At 59.8% G+C, this 17,542-nt stretch carries 18 protein-coding genes; 6 read left to right on the top strand and 12 right to left on the bottom strand.

All coding sequences use genetic code 11. The features are described 5' to 3' along the window. The first annotated feature begins 118 nt into the window (after positions 1-118). Both mgrA and EM858_RS04645 read left to right on the top strand, forming a co-directional pair. The gene (gene mgrA / locus EM858_RS04650) at positions 119-1,150 is read left to right on the top strand and encodes an L-glyceraldehyde 3-phosphate reductase (RefSeq protein WP_127756005.1); all 1,032 of its coding nucleotides are present in this window, start codon (positions 119-121) and stop codon (positions 1,148-1,150) included. Between the two features lie 190 nt (positions 1,151-1,340). Beyond that, the gene (locus EM858_RS04645; RefSeq protein ID WP_003525025.1) at positions 1,341-1,667 is read left to right on the top strand and encodes an RcnB family protein; all 327 of its coding nucleotides are present in this window, start codon (positions 1,341-1,343) and stop codon (positions 1,665-1,667) included. Positions 1,668-1,735: 68 nt separating this feature from the next. On the opposite strand, the gene gndA is transcribed toward EM858_RS04645, so the two are convergent. The 5 genes from gndA to ccoG all read right to left on the bottom strand — a co-directional run bounded on the left by gndA (position 1,736) and on the right by ccoG (position 7,853). Beyond that, complete coding sequence (gene gndA, locus EM858_RS04640; protein ID WP_127756004.1) at positions 1,736-3,166, bottom strand: NADP-dependent phosphogluconate dehydrogenase; 1,431 nt, start codon at positions 3,164-3,166, stop codon at positions 1,736-1,738. Between the two features lie 163 nt (positions 3,167-3,329). Then, positions 3,330-3,488 carry a cbb3-type cytochrome oxidase assembly protein CcoS gene (ccoS, locus tag EM858_RS04635; RefSeq protein WP_035223387.1) on the bottom strand — a complete coding sequence of 53 codons (159 nt, stop codon included), beginning with the start codon at positions 3,486-3,488 and terminating at the stop codon, positions 3,330-3,332. Further along, a complete protein-coding gene (locus tag EM858_RS04630) occupies positions 3,485-5,776 on the bottom strand; it encodes a cation-translocating P-type ATPase (RefSeq protein WP_127756003.1) in 2,292 nt (763 codons plus the stop codon). The genes ccoS and EM858_RS04630 overlap by 4 nt, the downstream gene beginning before the upstream one ends. Next, positions 5,773-6,273, bottom strand: a complete 501-nt coding sequence (locus tag EM858_RS04625) for a FixH family protein (RefSeq protein WP_127756002.1) — start codon at positions 6,271-6,273, stop codon at positions 5,773-5,775. The genes EM858_RS04630 and EM858_RS04625 overlap by 4 nt, the downstream gene beginning before the upstream one ends. Next, positions 6,270-7,853 carry a cytochrome c oxidase accessory protein CcoG gene (gene ccoG / locus EM858_RS04620; RefSeq protein WP_127756001.1) on the bottom strand — a complete coding sequence of 528 codons (1,584 nt, stop codon included), beginning with the start codon at positions 7,851-7,853 and terminating at the stop codon, positions 6,270-6,272. Before ccoG ends, EM858_RS04625 begins: the two co-directional genes overlap by 4 nt. A gap of 119 nt (positions 7,854-7,972) precedes the next feature. Between ccoG and EM858_RS04615 the strand changes: the two genes are divergently transcribed. Further along, positions 7,973-8,377 carry an SRPBCC family protein gene (locus tag EM858_RS04615; RefSeq protein ID WP_127756000.1) on the top strand — a complete coding sequence of 135 codons (405 nt, stop codon included), beginning with the start codon at positions 7,973-7,975 and terminating at the stop codon, positions 8,375-8,377. Between the two features lie 10 nt (positions 8,378-8,387). Then, positions 8,388-8,744: a VOC family protein gene (locus EM858_RS04610; RefSeq protein ID WP_127755999.1), complete on the top strand. Its 357-nt coding sequence runs from the start codon at positions 8,388-8,390 to the stop codon at positions 8,742-8,744. A gap of 44 nt (positions 8,745-8,788) precedes the next feature. Here EM858_RS04610 and ccoP read toward each other — a convergent pair whose 3' ends face one another. From ccoP to cobU, 5 genes are all read right to left on the bottom strand, one after another. Then, positions 8,789-9,652 (bottom strand): cytochrome-c oxidase, cbb3-type subunit III, encoded by an 864-nt coding sequence (gene ccoP, locus EM858_RS04605; protein WP_127755998.1) that lies wholly within the window; start codon positions 9,650-9,652, stop codon positions 8,789-8,791. 3 nt (positions 9,653-9,655) lie between these two features. Further along, the gene (locus EM858_RS04600; protein ID WP_003502810.1) at positions 9,656-9,808 is read right to left on the bottom strand and encodes a CcoQ/FixQ family Cbb3-type cytochrome c oxidase assembly chaperone; all 153 of its coding nucleotides are present in this window, start codon (positions 9,806-9,808) and stop codon (positions 9,656-9,658) included. A gap of 12 nt (positions 9,809-9,820) precedes the next feature. Then, positions 9,821-10,552, bottom strand: coding sequence for a cytochrome-c oxidase, cbb3-type subunit II (ccoO, locus tag EM858_RS04595; protein WP_127755997.1), 732 nt, complete (start codon positions 10,550-10,552; stop codon positions 9,821-9,823). A gap of 10 nt (positions 10,553-10,562) precedes the next feature. Continuing rightward, positions 10,563-12,185 carry a cytochrome-c oxidase, cbb3-type subunit I gene (gene ccoN / locus EM858_RS04590; RefSeq protein ID WP_127755996.1) on the bottom strand — a complete coding sequence of 541 codons (1,623 nt, stop codon included), beginning with the start codon at positions 12,183-12,185 and terminating at the stop codon, positions 10,563-10,565. Between the two features lie 238 nt (positions 12,186-12,423). After that, positions 12,424-12,945 carry a bifunctional adenosylcobinamide kinase/adenosylcobinamide-phosphate guanylyltransferase gene (gene cobU / locus EM858_RS04585; protein WP_127755995.1) on the bottom strand — a complete coding sequence of 174 codons (522 nt, stop codon included), beginning with the start codon at positions 12,943-12,945 and terminating at the stop codon, positions 12,424-12,426. A 503-nt stretch (positions 12,946-13,448) separates the two neighbouring features. On the opposite strand from cobU, the gene EM858_RS04575 reads away from it, so the two are divergent. Further along, entirely contained in the window at positions 13,449-14,141 is a 693-nt protein-coding gene (locus EM858_RS04575; RefSeq protein ID WP_127756178.1) for a DUF599 domain-containing protein, read from the top strand. A gap of 69 nt (positions 14,142-14,210) precedes the next feature. Continuing rightward, positions 14,211-15,176: a DUF1624 domain-containing protein gene (locus tag EM858_RS04570; RefSeq protein WP_127755994.1), complete on the top strand. Its 966-nt coding sequence runs from the start codon at positions 14,211-14,213 to the stop codon at positions 15,174-15,176. A gap of 198 nt (positions 15,177-15,374) precedes the next feature. Here EM858_RS04570 and EM858_RS04565 read toward each other — a convergent pair whose 3' ends face one another. After that, on the bottom strand, positions 15,375-15,761 hold the full coding sequence (locus tag EM858_RS04565) for a MerR family DNA-binding transcriptional regulator (protein WP_003524989.1): 387 nt from the start codon (positions 15,759-15,761) through the stop codon (positions 15,375-15,377). Positions 15,762-15,833: 72 nt separating this feature from the next. Then, entirely contained in the window at positions 15,834-17,261 is a 1,428-nt protein-coding gene (gene mgtE, locus EM858_RS04560; RefSeq protein WP_127755993.1) for a magnesium transporter, read from the bottom strand. Between the last annotated feature and the right edge of the window lie 281 nt (positions 17,262-17,542).

The raw sequence follows: 17,542 nt of genomic DNA, 5'->3' as shown, positions 1-17,542 counted from the left end.
CGGAGAAAGGCATAACCATCCCTCTGAGGAATGACAGGTGCGCCGGCACCTGTTTTCATCGGTTCAAAGGGTTGCCGGGTTCTCCGGCAGCCAGTCATCAGCAAGTGGAGGAAGACCCATGGTTTGGCAACCGGCCGAAAACCGATACGCATCCATGAAATATAATCATTGCGGCAAGACCGGCCTGAAACTGCCGGCAATCTCGCTGGGGCTCTGGCACAATTTCGGCAACGATACGCCGCACCAGACGAAACAGGCCATTTGCCGCCGCGCATTTGATCTCGGCATCACCCATTTCGATCTCGCCAACAATTACGGCCCGCCGCCCGGCAGCGCCGAAACCGCCTTCGGTGAAATCCTGAAGACGGATTTCGCCGGCTATCGCGACGAGATGATCATCTCCTCCAAGGCCGGCTACAACATGTGGCCCGGCCCCTATGGCGAATGGGGCAGCCGTAAATATCTGATCTCTTCCTGCGACCAGAGCCTGAAGCGCATGGGGCTGGACTATGTCGACATATTCTACTCCCACCGTTTCGATCCCAACACGCCGCTTGAGGAAACCTGCGGCGCGCTGGACCAGATCGTGCGCTCGGGCAAGGCGCTTTATGTCGGCATCTCGTCCTACAACTCGAAGCGCACCCGCGAGGCCGCCGCCATCCTCAAGGACCTCGGCACGCCCTGCATCATCCATCAGCCAAGCTATTCGATGATCAATCGCTGGATCGAGGAAGACGGTCTCGTCGATACGCTGGAAGAGTTGGGCATCGGCTCCATCGTCTTCTCGCCGCTGGCGCAGGGCATGCTGACGACGAAATATCTCGGCGGCGTGCCGGATGGCAGCCGTGCATCGCAGAGCAAGTCGCTGAACCCGGCCTTCCTCAACGAGCGCAATGTTGAAAACATCCGCTCCCTCAACAGCATTGCCGAACGCCGCGGCCAGACGCTGGCGCAGATGGCGATTGCCTGGGTTCTGCGCGGCGGCCGCATCACCTCGGCACTGATAGGCGCAAGCCGTGTCGAACAGGTCGAGGATTGCGTCAAGGCGCTCGACAATGCCGAGTTCTCCACCGAGGAGCTGGCGGAAATCGATCGTTACGCCAGGGATGCGGATATCAACCTCTGGGCAAAATCCGCCGAACGGGTCTGATACAGAAAGGGTCGCCCGGTTACGCCGGGCGGCCTGCACGCTCCGAAACTTGCGCCAAGAAACTCAAAACAAAAGATTAACTCCCACCCCTAAGCATTAACAACCATTACATAAATGTAATTTTAAATTCAGTTTCCGTTCATTCGTTTATTCGTAAGTTCTTCTCATCGAAACCCGAGAGGAAACTTCCATGAAAAAGTTTGTCACCATTCTTCTGGCAGCCACCGTTCTTGCAGCTCCGATGGCGCAGGCCCAGAGCCGCCACGACGATCGCCATCGCGGCGTCACCGTCGAGCGTCAGGTCACCACCAAGAAAGTCATCGTCAAGAAGCACCGCTGGGATCGCGGCCAGCGCCTCTCGGCCCGTGAGCGTCGCAACATGGTGGACCGCCGTGACTACCGCCGTTACCACCTCGCAGAACCGCGCCGCGACCAGCGCTGGGTACGCGTCGACAACCAGTTCCTGCTGATCAACGCCGTCAGCGGCCTCATCGTCGGCCTCGCCGCCGCCCGCTGAGTTGAAGCAGCAACCGAAATGAAAAAGGCCCGCTTGCGCGGGCCTTTTGTTTTTATCGTTTCAGCCGATCAGAAAATGTCGGCGCCGCTGCCCCATGGGCCGTGCGGCTTGTCCACACCGTCGGTGCGTTCGAAACCATGCGCGCCGAAGAAGTCGCGCTGCGCCTGAATGAGGTTGGCGCTGCCGCGACCGCGGCGATAGGCATCGAAATAGCCGAGTGCCGACGCCAGCGCCGAAACCGGCAGGCCGGAGAGCACGGCGTAGGAAACCACGCGGCGCAGCGGCGCATCGGTATCCTTGACGATGGCGGCGAAGGCAGGCGTCACGATGAGGTTGGCCACATGCGGATCCTTGGTGAAGGCCGAGGTGATCTCATCGAGGAATTCCGAGCGGATGATGCAGCCAGCGCGCCAGATGCGGGCGATCGTCGGCATCGGCAGGTTCCAGTTGAACTCCTTCGAAGCGGCCGACATGATGGCGAAGCCCTGCGCATAAGCGCCGACCTTGGCGGCCAGAAGCGCGCTTTCCAGATCGGCGATGAAGGCCTTTTTGTCAGCCGGCGCCGCTGCGAGGGTCGGCAGGCCGAAGATCTTCTCGGCAGCTTCACGCTCGTCCTTCTGCGACGACAGGATACGGGCAGCCACGGCCGCCTCGATGGCAGTTGCGGCGACGCCCATGTTCTGCGCCTCGATGACCGACCACTTGCCGGTGCCCTTCTGGCCGGCCTTGTCGAGGATCAGATCGACCATCGGCTTGCCGGTGATCGGATCGGCGGCGCGCAGAACCTTCTCGGTGATTTCGATCAGGTAGGAATTCAGACGGCCCTTGTTCCATTCGGCGAAGACATCGGCGATTTCGACGGCGCTCATGCCAAGGCCATCACGCAGGATGCCGTAGATTTCGGCGATCATCTGCATGTCGGCATATTCGATGCCGTTATGGATGGTCTTGACGAAGTGGCCGGCGCCGTCATTGCCGAGCCATGCCACGCACGGATCGTCATTATATTTGGCGGAAATGGAGGTCAGCACCTTCTCGACACGCTTCCAGCTGTCTTCGGTGCCGCCGACCATGATCGACGGTCCGTGACGCGCGCCTTCTTCACCGCCGGAAACGCCCATGCCGATAAAGGTCAGGCCGCTATCCTTCAGATTGTCGAAACGGCGGATCGTATCGCGGAAATTGGCATTGCCGGCGTCGATCATGATGTCGCCATTGGCGAGATGGGGCTTCAGGATTTCCATCTGCTGGTCAACCGGATCGCCAGCCTTGATCATGATGATGATCGGGCGCGGAGGACGAATTGCAGCGACAAATTCCTCGATGGTTTCGCAGGGAATGATCTGGCCCTGCAGTTCGCCCGCATCGGCGTAGAATTTTCGTGTAACTTCCGGGGTTCGGTTGAATACGGCAATCTTGTTGCCCTTTTCCGCGATATTCAACGCCAGGTTCGAGCCCATGACGCCGAGACCGATCAAACCGATTTCTGCCTGTTCCACGGATGTGCCTCCATCTTGCTTTTAGGTGGTCGTGTTGTGGCACTGTAATGGACAAACGGCAAGGCTAGCCGGGACTGAAACGATTAAATTTTGATGACGCAAGTCAGCTTTGCATATTTGCGACAGGTCAAGACCAGGTCAAAACTGACCTTTTGCGTCCCCTTCAAGAGGGCCGTGGCCGGTCGTCACCATCATCGATTACCCGCCAGGCGGCCCCGTCCATATCGTCATACTGCCCTGATCGAACCGACCAGAGAAAGGCGAAAAGCCCGAGCGCACCCAGAAACAGCGCGACGGGAATGAGATAGATCAGCATGTTCATGCCAGTTGCGCCCCCTCGCCCGCAAATCCTGTTTTTACCTCGTTCCGGGGACGAATGGTTTCCGCCGCACCGGCGAGGCGCAACGCATTGGCAACGACGATCAGTGAAGATGTCGACATCGCAATGGCCGCGATCATCGGCGTCGCATAACCGGCAATCGCAATCGGCACGGCGATGATATTGTAGCCGATGGCAAGCGCGAAATTCTGCCGGATAAGCCTTCCGGCCCGCTGCGATGTCTCGATCGCAAAAGGCACGGCATCGAGATCCTCCTGCATGAACACGAAATCCGCGGCCTGACGGCCAATATCGGCGGCGGTGGCGGGCGCCATGGAAACATGGGCGGCGGCGAGCGCCGGCGCATCGTTGATACCGTCTCCCACCATCAGCACCCTGCGACCCTCGCCGGCAAGTTCGGCACAGCGCGCCGCCTTGTCCTTCGGCGACAGGTCCGCACGCCAGTTGCCGATCCCCAGCCGCTGCGCCATGGCGCTGACGGCGGCGGCCCGGTCACCCGAAACGATTTCCTGCATCAGGCCCCGCACTGAGAGATTACGCAGAGCCGCAACCGCACCCGCGCGCGGATTATCCTCGAAGCCGAAGCTCGCCAGTTGATGGCCGTCGAGCGACAGCACCACTTCCGACCGCGCATCGCCATTGTCGGTCGGTGTCTCGTCCGGGCAGGCGAAACGGCGATTGCCGAGCCGGTAAATGCCGGCTTCCGTCTCGGCCTCGACGCCCGAACCCGGAATTTCCCGCACCAACTCATAGGCCGGCAAGGCACCGTTATAAGCGGCATGCAGGGCTTTCGAGAGAGGATGACGCGAATGGGCGGCAAGTCCCGCCGCAATTGCCATGGTGGCCGGCTTCACATCACCTGTCTCGACCAGTCTCGGTTTACCAACGGTCAGCGTGCCGGTCTTGTCGAACAGCACGGTGTCGATTTCGGCCAGCCGCTCCATGGCCGAGCCTTCCTTGACCATGATGCCGTGCCGGAAGAGCCGTCCAGCGGCCACCACCTGCACCACGGGAACGGCAAGGCCGAGCGCACAGGGGCAGGTAATGATGAGTACCGCAATGGCAATCAGCATCGCCTGTTTCCAGTCCCCGCCAAAAATGCCCCAGCCAAGGAATGTAACCAGCGCAAGAAGATGCACCACGGGTGAATAATAGCTTGCGGCGCGATCGGCGATACGGCGGTAACGCGCCCGCCCGCCTTCGGCCGCCTCCATCAACCCGATCACTTCGGACAGGAAGGAATCCCTGGCCGAGGCGGTCACCCGGGCGGTGAGCGAACCGGTGAGGTTGAGCGTGCCGGCCTGCAGGCTATCGCCTGCCGCAACGCGGCGCGGCGCGCTTTCACCATTGACGATGGACATGTCGAGATCGCTGCTGCCGGAGACGACCACGGCATCCACCGCCACACGATCACCGGCCGCAATCGCAATCGACATTCCGGGTTGGACATCAGCAAGCTGGCGGTATTCCCGCGTTCCATCCTCACCGATGACGGTCGCGCCGCGCGGCGAAAGCCGGGCCAATCCGGCAATGGCCGAGCGCGCCTTGTCGCGCATGATATGGTCGAGCGTGCGGCCGATCAGCAGGAAAAACAGCAGTGATACGGTCGCATCGAACCAGGCATGCTCACCATGATGGATCGTCTCCCACAGCGAAACGGCATAAGAGAGCGTGATGGCAAGCGCGATCGGCACATCCATATTGGTGCGGCCGTGTTTCAGCGCGTTCCAGGCAGATTGATAGAAGAAACGCCCGCCATAGATCAGCGCCGGCGCGGCAATCATCGCCGAAATCCAATGGAACATGTCGCGCGTCGCCGCATCCGCCCCCGACCAGACGGAGACGGACAGAAGCATGATATTGGCGGAAGCAAAACCGCACAGCGCCACCGCCCTTATCAGCTGCGAGCGCAACGCGTCGGAAGCATCCTGTCCGCTGGCGAAAAGATGTGTGCGGTATCCCGTCGACAGGATTGCACGGGCAATCTCGGCGGGATCAGTCCTGACGCCATTGACCTCTTCCTTCCAGACAACCGCCACACGTTTGGACGACAGGTTCACCCGCGCCCGTTCCACCTGCGGCAAACGGTTAAGCGCGGTCTCGATGGTTGTGATGCAGGCACCGCAATAAACATCCGGCACGCTGAGATCGGTCTGACGCAGCCCCTGCCCCAGATCGCGGCTCGCCAGCAGCAATTCCTCCGACGATGGTGGATTGACCGGCTCGCCGAGTTGAAGCGAGCCTTCCGTTCCCGGTGCGCAGCAGCTCATTGACGTCCCCTGATAACGGCGATCCGCGTGCCCTCATGCACGATGATCCGGCCGTCCTTGACGGCGGTGATCTCAACGATCCATTGCCCCGGCAGCATGTCATGCGCGCCGGTAAAGACGCCGGTGGCGGCCGGGGTCAGTTCCATGTCGAAATTCTGGCTTTCACCCACAGGCCGGCGAAAATGCGCCGTCACCGTGTCCGTATCGATCGGGCCTTTTTCCGGATGGAAAACCTCGTAACGCACGGTCTTCTCATCCACCACGAGCCTGCCCTTGATGCCGGTCGCGGCCCTCGCCTTGGCGGCCTCGGCCTTGGCGTTGAACTGCTGGCTGGCGACATAGGTGTTGGGCACGACAAGCCCGCTCCAGCTGTGGACCGCATTCCAGGCCATGATCATGTTGACGGTGATGATGGTGCCGAAGAACAGCACCATGACGCCGAGCATGTGCCAGCCGGTGAAAACGAAGCCGGATGTCTGGCGATTGTTGACTGTCATTTTTTCACTCCCGGAGCATTGAAGACCGCATCGTAGCGGGCCGTTTCGTGGCCGGCGGTATCGCTGACGATGAATTCGAAGTTTTCCGCCGCCCGCGCGATATCCTTGCCCGGCAGGGTGACGAAGACCTTCAGCGTCGTCGCCTCATCCGGTTCCACCGTCACCTCGAAGGCGCGCGCAGCCGTATCCGGCATGCCGTTTATCTTCATCACCGCATTGGGAAGGCCTTCTATCGTCAGGCTCATTATGCGCGGCTGCGGCACCATGTTGAGAATGCGCACGGTATAGCCGTTGCGGATCGACCCGTTCGATTCCAGCACATATTGCGGATTGCGGTCATGCAGGACATTGAGCGCCAGCCGCTCGCGCGTCACCAGCGCAAACAGCATGCCGATGCCGACAGCAGCCCAGATGGCGGTATAAAGCAGCGTGCGCGGCCGGAAGATGATGCGCCAGTTAAAGTGGCGGACACGCTTGCTGAAACTGCCGTCCTCCTCACGCACATTGGTGGGGCGGATGGCGTATTCGCCATTGCCGGTCGCCAGCGCCATGTTGGACTGATATTCGGACAGCGTCGCATAGGCGATCAGCCCGCGCGGCTTGCCGATCTTGTCCATCACCCCGTCACAGGCATCGATGCAGAGCGCGCAGGTGATGCATTCCAGCTGCTGCCCGTCCCTAATGTCGATGCCCATGGGACAGACCGCGACACAGGCATTGCAATCGACACAGTCGCCGATGCTCTCCCCAGCTGCCGCAGCCTTCTTGGCGTGCCGCGAGCGCGGTTCACCGCGCCAGTCATTATAGGTAACGACAAGCGAATTCTCATCCAGCATCGCCGCCTGGATGCGCGGCCAGGGACACATGTAGGTACAAACCTGTTCCCGCATCAGCCCGCCGAAGACATAGGTGGTGGCGGTCAGCGTGGCGACGGTCGAGTAGGCGATCATCGGCGCCTGCCCAGTCATGAACTGCATCGCCAGCGTCGGCGCATCGGCAAAATAGAAAATCCAGGCGCCGCCGGTCAGAACGCCGATCACCAGCCAGATCGCATGTTTCAGCACCCGCTTGCGCAATTTGCCAAATGTGAAGGGCGCCGCGTCCAGTTTCATGCGGGCGTTCCTGTCGCCCTCGATCGCCCGTTCGACCACCAGAAACAGGTCGACCCAGACGGTCTGCGGACAGGTGTAACCGCACCATGCACGCCCGACGGCTGATGTGACGAGAAACAGCCCCAGCCCCGCCATGACCAGCAGGCCGGCAACAAAAAAGAACTCCTGCGGCCAGATTTCGATGAAGAAGAAATAAAAGCGTCGGTTGGCGATATCGATCAATACCGCCTGATCGGGCGCATAGGGACCGCGGTCCCAGCGCAGGAAAGGCGTCAGATAATAGATGCCGAGCGTCACCAGCATCACCAGCCATTTGAACCGCCGGAACCTGCCTTCGGCGCGCTTCGGAAAAATCTTCTTGCGCGCTTCGTAAAGCGGTTTGCGCGTTTTTGCGGAATTGACGGCTTCCGCCTCCAGCCTTTCGACGGGCTGTTGCGGGCGATCCTGTCCGGCGCGATAGATGTTCATGATAGGAGTCCATTTTTATCTCCTTGCTTTCTCCCATCTCCCCGGCGAAACATCCTTGACTTACATCAAGTGACGACAAAGTGGCGCAGTATGGAAACGCGCCGCCAAGGGAGGATGAAATGCCTGTCATGCAGTCGAGAATCATTCATCTGTCGGTCGAAAAACCATGGAGCCACGTCTATGACTTCGCCTCCAACCCGCAGAACATGCCCCGCTGGGCCGCAGGCCTTGCGGGCGGCCTCACACCGGACGGCGAGGACTGGATCGCCGAGGGCGGGCCGCTTGGCGAAGTGCGCGTCAATTTCGCGCCCGCAAACGAGTTCGGCGTCATCGACCATGTCGTGACATTGCCGGATGGCGTGAAGGTTTATAACGCGCTACGGGTAACGCCGAACGGCAGCGGCACGGAGGTGAGTTTCACCCTGCTTCGCCTTCAGGGCATGACGGACGAGGATTTCGAGCAGGACGCAAAATCGATCACGGCCGATCTCGAAACGCTGAAGGCGCTGCTCGAAAAGGATTGATGGAGGAACCATGACCACGAATACGAACGACCGGCGGATCGACTATGTCGAATTCAACGTCGCCGATATCGAGCGCAGCAAGGAATTTTACGGCGGCGCCTTCGGCTGGTCCTTCAAGGATTACGGTCCGCAATATTGCGAGTTTTCCGATGGCCGGCTGACCGGCGGTTTCACCACCACGGCGCCGGTCTCGGCCAAGGGCGGACCGCTCGTCATTCTCTACGCCGACGATATCGAGGATGCGCAGCGGCGCGTCGAAGCCTCCGGCGGACAGATCAGCGTCGCGATCTTCGAGTTTCCGGGCGGCCGGCGTTTTCACTTCACCGATCCGGACGGATACGAACTCGCCATCTGGTCGGACAAATAAAAAAGGGCCGCATCATGCGGCCCTTTCTTGTTCTACCGAAGAGTTTATTCGCCGCCGCCAAGCGAATGCACGAAGATCGCCAGCTGCTTGACCGTCGTATCGCCGAGACGCTCACCCCAGGCGGGCATGACCCCGTGCTTGGGCGAACGTATCTGCGAGACAATCCCCTCTTCGCCCTGGGACTTCAGCCAGATCGCATCGGCAAGATCGGGCGCGCCGAATTCGCGATTGCCCTTGGCGTCTTCCCCGTGGCAGGAGGCGCAATTGTCGGCAAAGAGCTGCTTGCCTGGCTCCACCAGCGCCGGGTTGGAGGGGGTGCCGGTGAGACTGACGACATAGGCGGCAACCTCGCGGATTTCGTTCGACTGGAGGATGTCGCCGAAGGCCGGCATTTCCGAAGCGCGCGTATCCGCATCGTCGGCAAAACGAATGCCGTGCTTCACCGTCGTATAGATGTCGTCGACGCCGCCGCCCCACATCCAGTCGTCATCGTTGAGGTTGGGATAGCCCTGCCCGCCTTCCGCGCCCGAACCGTGACACTGAATACAATTGACCTTGAAAGCCGCAGCGCCGCCGGAAAGGGCAAACTGCATCAGGGTCGGGTCCGCCTGAATTTCGGCAAGCGACGAATTGGCGATCTTATCGACAAAGACGCTCTGCGACTGTTTTGCATCGGCAATTTCGGCGGCAATATCGCCGCGGCTGTTCCAGCCGAGCAACCCTTGCGTCGCCCCATTGATCAGCGGCCATGCCGGATAGGCGATGGTATAACCGATGGCCCAGAGGATCGTGAAATAAAAGGTCCAGACCCACCAGCGCGGCATGGGATTGTTCAGCTCACGGATACCGTCCCATTCATGGCCGGTGGTTTCGACGCCGCTGATGTCATCAATGTGTTTTTCGGACATATCCTAGTCCTCCTTGAGCGGAATGCTGGCGGCATCGTCCGCGGCCTTCTTAGAGCCGGGGCGAAGGGTGAAAACGACGACGCCGGCGAAGAACAGGGTCATGGCAAGCAGGCCCCAGCTGTCGGCGAAGTGGCGCATGGCCGTATAGGTTTCCATCGTTTCGCCTCCTCACCGGTATCCGGCGGCATCGTCGTAGGTCGAGAAATCGACCAGCGTGCCGAGCATCTGCAGATAGGCGACCAGAGCATCCATTTCGGTAAGCTTGGCCGGATCGCCGTCGAAATCGCCGACCTTCGCCTTCGGGTAACGCGCCAGAAGTTCCGACGAATCCGCATTCGGATCGGCCTGGGCGGCCAGATCGGCTGCGGACTTCTCGATCATCTCATCGCTATAGGGCACACCGACGGCGCGGTTGGCCTTCAGCTCCATCGAGATGTCGGTGATCTTCAGCGGTGTCGTCTTGAGGAACGCGTAAGACGGCATGATCGATTCCGGCACCACGGAGCGCGGATCGGCCAGATGCTGCACGTGCCATTCGTTCGAATAGCGATCGCCGACGCGCGCAAGGTCAGGCCCCGTGCGCTTGGAACCCCACTGGAACGGATGGTCATACATGGATTCCGCCGCCAGGCTGTAATGCCCGTAACGCTCCACCTCGTCGCGGAACGGCCGGATCATCTGGCTGTGGCAGACGTAACATCCCTCGCGGATGTAGATGTTGCGCCCGGCCAGTTCCAGCGGCGTGTAGGGTCGCATGCCCTCCACCTTCTCGATGGTGTTTTCGAGATAAAAGAGCGGTACGATTTCCACGATGCCGCCGATGGAGACGACCAGCAGGGAGCCGACCAAAAGCAGCGTGGCGTTGCGTTCGATGACGCCGTGTTTGTCAAGTATGGACATCGGCCTCTCCTTATTCAGCAGGCTGCAGCGAAGGAGCCGCGTCCTTGCGGGCGCCCTCCTCGCGTTGATGACCGAGGATGGTCATCGTGACGTTGTAGGCCATGATCAGCGCGCCGCTGAGGAACATCAGACCGCCCAGTGCACGCATCACGTAATAGGGGAACAAGGCCGCGACCGATTCCGCGAAGGAATAGACGAGGAAGCCTTGGGCATCATATTCGCGCCACATCAGAGCCTGCTGGATGCCGGCCACCCACATGACGGCGGCGTAAACGACGATACCGAGCGTGGCGAGCCAGAAGTGCCAGTTGACCAGTTGCAGGCTGTAGAGACGGTCCCTGCCCCAGAGTTTCGGCGTCAGGTAATAGATCGCGCCGAAGGTGATCATGCCGTTCCAGCCAAGCGCGCCGGAATGAACGTGGCCGATGGTCCAGTCGGTATAGTGGCTGAGCGAGTTGACGGCCTTGATCGACATCATCGGACCTTCGAAGGTCGCCATGCCGTAGAAGGCCACCGCCATCACCATCATGCGCACGACGGGATCGGTGCGGATCTTGTCCCATGCGCCCGAAAGCGTCATCAGGCCGTTGATCATGCCGCCCCACGAAGGCATCCACAGCATGACCGAGAACACCATGCCCAGCGTCTGCGCCCAGTCGGGCAGCGCGGTATAGTGCAGGTGATGCGGACCAGCCCAGATATACATGAAGATCAGCGCCCAGAAGTGGATGATCGACAGGCGGTAGGAATAGACCGGGCGGTTCACCTGCTTCGGAATGAAATAATACATCATGCCGAGGAAGCCGGCCGTCAGGAAGAAGCCGACGGCGTTATGGCCGTACCACCACTGCGTCAGCGCATCCTGCACGCCAGAGAACGCCGAATAGCTCTTGACGCCCAGGAACGACACGGGCACCGCCAGATTATTGACGATGTGCAACATGGCGATGGTGACGATGAAGCCGAGATAGAACCAGTTCGCCACATAGATATGTGGCTCCTTGCGCATGAAGATCGTGCCGAGGAAGGTCACGAGATAGGCAACCCAGACGATGGTCAGCCAGATATCGACATACCATTCCGGCTCCGCATATTCGCGGCCCTGGGTGATGCCGAGCAGATAACCGGTGGCGGCCATGATGATGAAGAGGTTATAACCCCAGAATACGAACCAGCCGAGATTGCCGCCGAACAGGCGCGCGCGACAGGTTCTCTGCACCACGTAAAAGGACGTGGCGATCAGCGCATTTCCGCCGAAAGCGAAGATCACCGCCGAGGTGTGCAGCGGCCGCATGCGGCCGAAATTGAAATAGGGTGCGATGTTGAGATCGGGAAAGGCAAGCTGAAGCGCCACCACGACGCCGACCAGAAAACCGACGACACCCCAGAACACGGTAGCGATGACGCCGTATTTCACCACCTCGTCGAAATATTCCGACTTGCGGCGGGCGAGCGCGGCTGAATCGACAGGCGCGAAGGAGACACGGCGCAACAGAAGCACCGTGCTGACCAGCAGTGTAAAGAACAGCACCCACATATGGGCGGCGAAAAGACTGTCATGGGCAAAAGCTGCCCCAAGCAACGCGAGAAAGGCCCCAAGGGCCACGATCGCGGTTTCTAACGTGTAATTCATTGTTGGTTTCCCCCAACGTGCAAGCCGACCGACGAAAGGCACGGCACGCGCCTGGGAGAGCGGAAACGCGCCTTTGCGTCGGTTGGAGCATTGCCACCGGCAGGGGAACGCCACCTTGATCCAGATCAAGAAAGCAAAGCTGTCGCAGCCCCGGTAAAACAGGGCGCGGCTTTATGGGGGGATTTGCGTAAGAGCAAAAGTGCGCGCCTATGTCGGCCCTGCTTTTGCAGGTGCCGTTTCAGCCCTTCATCTTCAGGGGCAGACCGGCGGCGACAAAATAGACCTCACCGGCAATGGCGGCGATTCGCTGATGCAGCCGGCCGGCATGATCGCGAAATTCACGCGCCATGCGGTTTTCCGGCACGATGCCGAGACCGACTTCGTTGGAGACGAAAATCAGCCTCGCCCGAGCCGATACAATCGCCGCCTCAAGCGCCGCAAAGGCAGCCTCGATATCGGCATTCTCCATCATCAGATTGGTGAGCCACAGGGTGAGGCAATCGATGAGAATGACATTTTCCGGCGCGTCTAGCTGCTCCAGCACGGCGGCAATATCGACGGGCGCTTCATGCGTGGCCCATTCGCCGCCGCGCCGCGCCTGATGATGGACGATGCGGTCGCGCATCTCGTCATCCCATGCCCGGCCGGTGGCCAGATAATGCAGGCTTCCACCGGACTTGCCCGCAAGCTCTTCCGCAAAACGGGACTTGCCGGAGCGCGCGCCGCCAAGAATGAAAACGGAGCGGTTTTTATCTGTCATCTAAAACCTGAAGGAAGAGAATGAAGCGGACCGGCATCTTCGCCGTGTCGCAAGCCAGGGACAGGCAGACATGAAGGGAACGATTCGTAGAAAAAGGCGTCCCCCGGTTGCTCATGCCGGACTGCCGCTGATACCGGACCGGAGAAAACAGGACCTGCCCGCAGGATGCGGGGCATATCAGCCTTGGCGACTCCGGATACCGAAAACACCGGTCCTGATGAAAGGCTAGGTGCGAACGGCCATCCTGTCAATCGGTCCCTGCCGTTGGCCAAAAATCAGGCGGAACCGGGACGCAAAACCTTAACCCGGAACCGGCAGACCTGTCGTCCGCGACTGGATTGATAAAGCGACTTGGTTACCGGAAAGTTAGCGAAAAACCGAATGATGAAACCGCAACGCCAAAGGAGAATATGGACTGACGGCAGCCGCCGCCATTGCCTTGCCATGGCCTTCAAATCAATATGCTTTCAAAGATTCGCAAACAGCAAGGTGCCCTGCCCGTGATGACCGTCATGGACTATATCTCGATCGTCGTTTTCATCCTGTTATGGGCCGTCTATACCCATGTCACGACGGGGACGAGGCTGTTTTCGAGAGCCAGCCTCAATCAGGCCATGGCCGAGCGCCGGCGTGACTGGATCATGAATTCGCTGAAGCGCGACCTGAAGATGATCGACACGCAGATCATGGCCGGCCTGCAGAACGGCACGGCCTTCTTCGCCTCCACCTCCATCTTCGCCATCGGCGGATGTTTCGCCCTGCTGGGCGCGACCGAACAGGTCGAATCGGTGTTTCGCGACATGCCTTTCGTGCATTATGCCGGGCGCACGGCTTTCGAACTGAAGGTCATCGGGCTCACCTGTCTTTTCGGTTATTCCTTCTTCAAGTTCGGCTGGTCCTACCGCCTGTTCAACTATTGCACGATCCTGTTCGGCGCCATTCCCATGGTCCACGATGTCGGCGCCGATCGTCAGGCGGCGGAGCGGGCGGCCGAAAACGTCATAAAGATGAACATCATCGCTGCTAAGAACTTCAATGACGGGCTGCGGACCATCTTTCTGTCCATCGGTTATCTCGGCTGGTTCATCAGCCCTTATGTCTTCATTGCCAGCACGGTCATCATCATCGTGGCGCTGTTACGCCGCCAGTTCTTTTCCGAAGCGCGACGCGCCATCATGGAAGAAAACAGGCCTTGAAATAGCCGCACTTCAAGGGCCAAGCCCAGCGTGATACCGGCCTCCCCGAAAGCTTGAAAAACGGAAACCATGGACACGAACACAGCCGCAAACGAAAACCGCCGCAAAGGCCGCATAGGCGGTCTCGACACCCTGCGCGGGCTGGCCCTCATCGCCATGGCGTCCTACCACTTCACATGGAATCTGGAATATTTCGGCTATCTCGAACCCGGCACGGCGACGACCGGCCTGTGGAAGCTCTATGCGCGCGGCATCGCCAGCTCGTTCCTGTTTCTGGCCGGTTTCAGCCTCTTTCTCGCCCATGGCAAGGGCGTGAACTGGCCGTCTTTCGGCAAGCGTTTTGCCATGGTGGCCGGCGCGGCGCTGCTCATTACCGTCGCCACCTATTTTGCCTTTCCGGACAGCTTCATATTCTTCGGCATATTGCACAATATCGCCGCCGCAAGCCTTGTCGGGCTGCTGTTCCTGCGAGCCCCCGCGGCCGTGACGCTGCTTTTTGCAGTGGTCGCTTTCATCCTGCCGCACTATCTGCAATCCGAACTGTTCAACGCAAAATGGCTGGCCTGGATCGGTTTTTCCACCATGCCGCCCCGCTCGAACGATTATGTGCCGCTGCTGCCCTGGCTTGCGCCCTTCCTTGCCGGACTTGCGGTCTCGCAATTCGTCACGCCGCGCGACTGGCTGGATCGTTTTCGAAGCCCGAGTTCGCCTCGCAACCTGATCGCAGGCGCCGGCCGTCACAGCCTTGCCTTCTACCTCATCCACCAGCCGGTGTTGATCGGTCTCGTTTACACCCTGTCGCTCATCGCCCCGCCCCCGCCTGTCGATCAGGTCGAGCTTTACAAATCGAGCTGTGAAAAGAGCTGCGTCGAGCAGGCGAACGGGCTGGAACTGTGCCAGCGTTTCTGCGGCTGCACGCTGGAGAAGCTACAGGCGGAAAACCTGTTCGACACGATGATGGAAGGCAAGCTCAGCGCCGATCAGCAGACGAAGGTCAGCGAGGTGGCGCAGCAGTGCACGGTTGAGGCGCAGTAGGTACGAGTGGGCCAAATCGAGCCAACGTTTTCGAGCGTTCCCATCTGCACTCGGCGTCATCCTCGGGCTTGTCCCGAGGATCTATCCCTGTTTCCAAAATTGAACCGTAGCAGATCCTCGGGACAAGCCCGAGGATGACGGAGGAGACATATTAATTCTTAAACGATGACCCAGCGCGAATATCGCCCGAAATTTCGTTCACGTCCCAACGCCGATTTCGGCAAGCCGCGTCAGACAGGCTTCTTCGACATTGTCGAGTTCCGCCAGTGTCTCTTCGATGTCCTTGCGTTTTTGCCGAAGCTCGGCGCGCTTTTCATCGACCTTCTTCATCAGAAGCACCAATTGGCCCGATTCGCCCGGCGGTTCCTTGTAGACGTGGATGATTTCGCGAATTTCGGAGATCGTGAAACCGATACGGCGGCCACGCAGGATTTCCTGAATGAGGCGTCGGTCCGCAGCCCTGAAAAGCCGTGTGCGCCCGCGACGCTCAGGGTGAATCAGCCCCTCGTCCTCGTAAAATCTCAAGGTACGGGTGGAAACACCGAATTCGCGTGTCAGTTCGGTTATGCTATAATACTTGTCCAAGGGCCTATCCGATTCATAACCGGATGATATTATTTGACCTTCACGTAAAAGTCAATTTTCGCCCGCCTGACCCTACCCGGAAATACCGTACCACCAGGTCGCAATCCCCAGAAAGGCGAAAAAGCCGACAATATCGGTGACCGCCGTGACGAAGACCGCCGAAGAGACCGCCGGGTCCGCCCCGAACTTGTCGAGAACCAGCGGAATGAGAATGCCCGCCAGCGCCGCCGCCAGCATGTTGAGACACATGGCCGTGGCGATGATGCCGCCGATATGGATATCCTGAAACCAGACACCGGCAACAACGCCGATAGCGCAGCCGAACAGCATGCCGTTCAGGATACCCACGCCCGCCTCGCGCCGGATGATGCGCGCGGCGTTGTGAATATCGAGGCTTTTGGTGGCGAGTGCGCGCACCGACACCGTCATGGTCTGCGATCCGGCGTTGCCGCCCATACCGGCCACAGCCGGCATCAGGATCGCCAGCGCGACGATCTGCTGGATCGTCGCATCGAACAGGCTGATGACGGAAGCGGAGAGAAAGGCGGTGAAGAGATTGACCGCAAGCCAGGGCACGCGTGAACGCGACGTGCTGGCAATCGAGTCAGACAGTTCTTCATCACCGACACCGCCAAGGCGCAGCAGATCCTCTTCGGCCTCTTCCTGAATGACGTCCACCACGTCATCGATGGTCAGCACGCCCACCAGTCGGCCGTTGTCGTCGACCACGGCGGCGGAGAGAAGGTCATATTGCTCGAAAAGCTGCGCAGCCTCTTCCTGGTCCATCTCGGCCGGAATGGAGTGGTTGGTCTCGTGCATGATCGTTTCGATCTTCACCTGACGCTTGGCGCGCAGCACCTTGTCGAGATCGAGCGCGCCGACAAGCTTGAAGGTGGGATCGATGACGAATATCTGCGAGAAAGATTCCGGAAGTTCCTCCTCCTCGCGCAGATAATCGATGGTCTGTCCCACGGTCCAGAACGGCGGCACGGCCACGAATTCCGTCTGCATGCGGCGGCCGGCCGAGCTTTCCGGATAATCCAGAGCCCGCATCAGCCGCACACGTTCGGTGAACGGCAGTTGCGAGAGAATATCCTCGCGGTCCTCGTCGTCGAGGTCCTCGAGAATATAGACGGCGTCGTCCGAATCCAGCTCGCCGATACCGGCGGCGATCTGCTCGTTCGACATCTGGTCAACGATATCGAGACGGATGCCCTCATCCACCTCGGTCAGCGCCGTCATGTCGAAGTCGGAACCGAGAAGGCGCACCAGCGCATGGCGCTGTTCAGGCAGGATGGATTCCAGCAGGTCGCCGAGTTCGGATTCGTGCAGCCGCGCCACATTCTTGCGCAGGAAAAGCAGATCGCGGTCAGCGATCGCCGCACCCACCATCGTCAGAAAATCCGAGCGGACGGACCCGTCTTCTGCATAAATATCGGAGGGCGCTTCCGTTGGCTTCATGTCCTCGGGCGCGACAGGATCGTCGTCACGGTCTGTCATCTGGCGTCCCCTTGTATTCAAATGCCGCAGTGCACGGATGCGCAGGCAGAATGGCGTTAAAAGGTTTATTGTCAACAACCGGATAGCGGCAAATAAACAAGCTCTCCGGCTGCGGCGAAAAATCCATTCAACATTCCTCTTCCTGTTCGCAGGCTCTGCCACGGCCAGCGGCTTTAGGCATGTTTAGCCAAGCTTTGCAGCTTGTTTTGCGACAACGCCCACCCCCTTTACGCCGTTCCCGTTTCAAATGTCGAACGGGCGAACAAAGGTTTCGCCGCAAT

It is taken from the genome of Agrobacterium sp. CNPSo 2736 (assembly GCF_004005385.1).
Classification (GTDB): domain Bacteria; phylum Pseudomonadota; class Alphaproteobacteria; order Rhizobiales; family Rhizobiaceae; genus Agrobacterium; species Agrobacterium leguminum.
The sequence above is the reverse complement of the archived record's forward strand: the minus strand, read 5'-3'. Positions and strand labels throughout refer to the sequence as shown.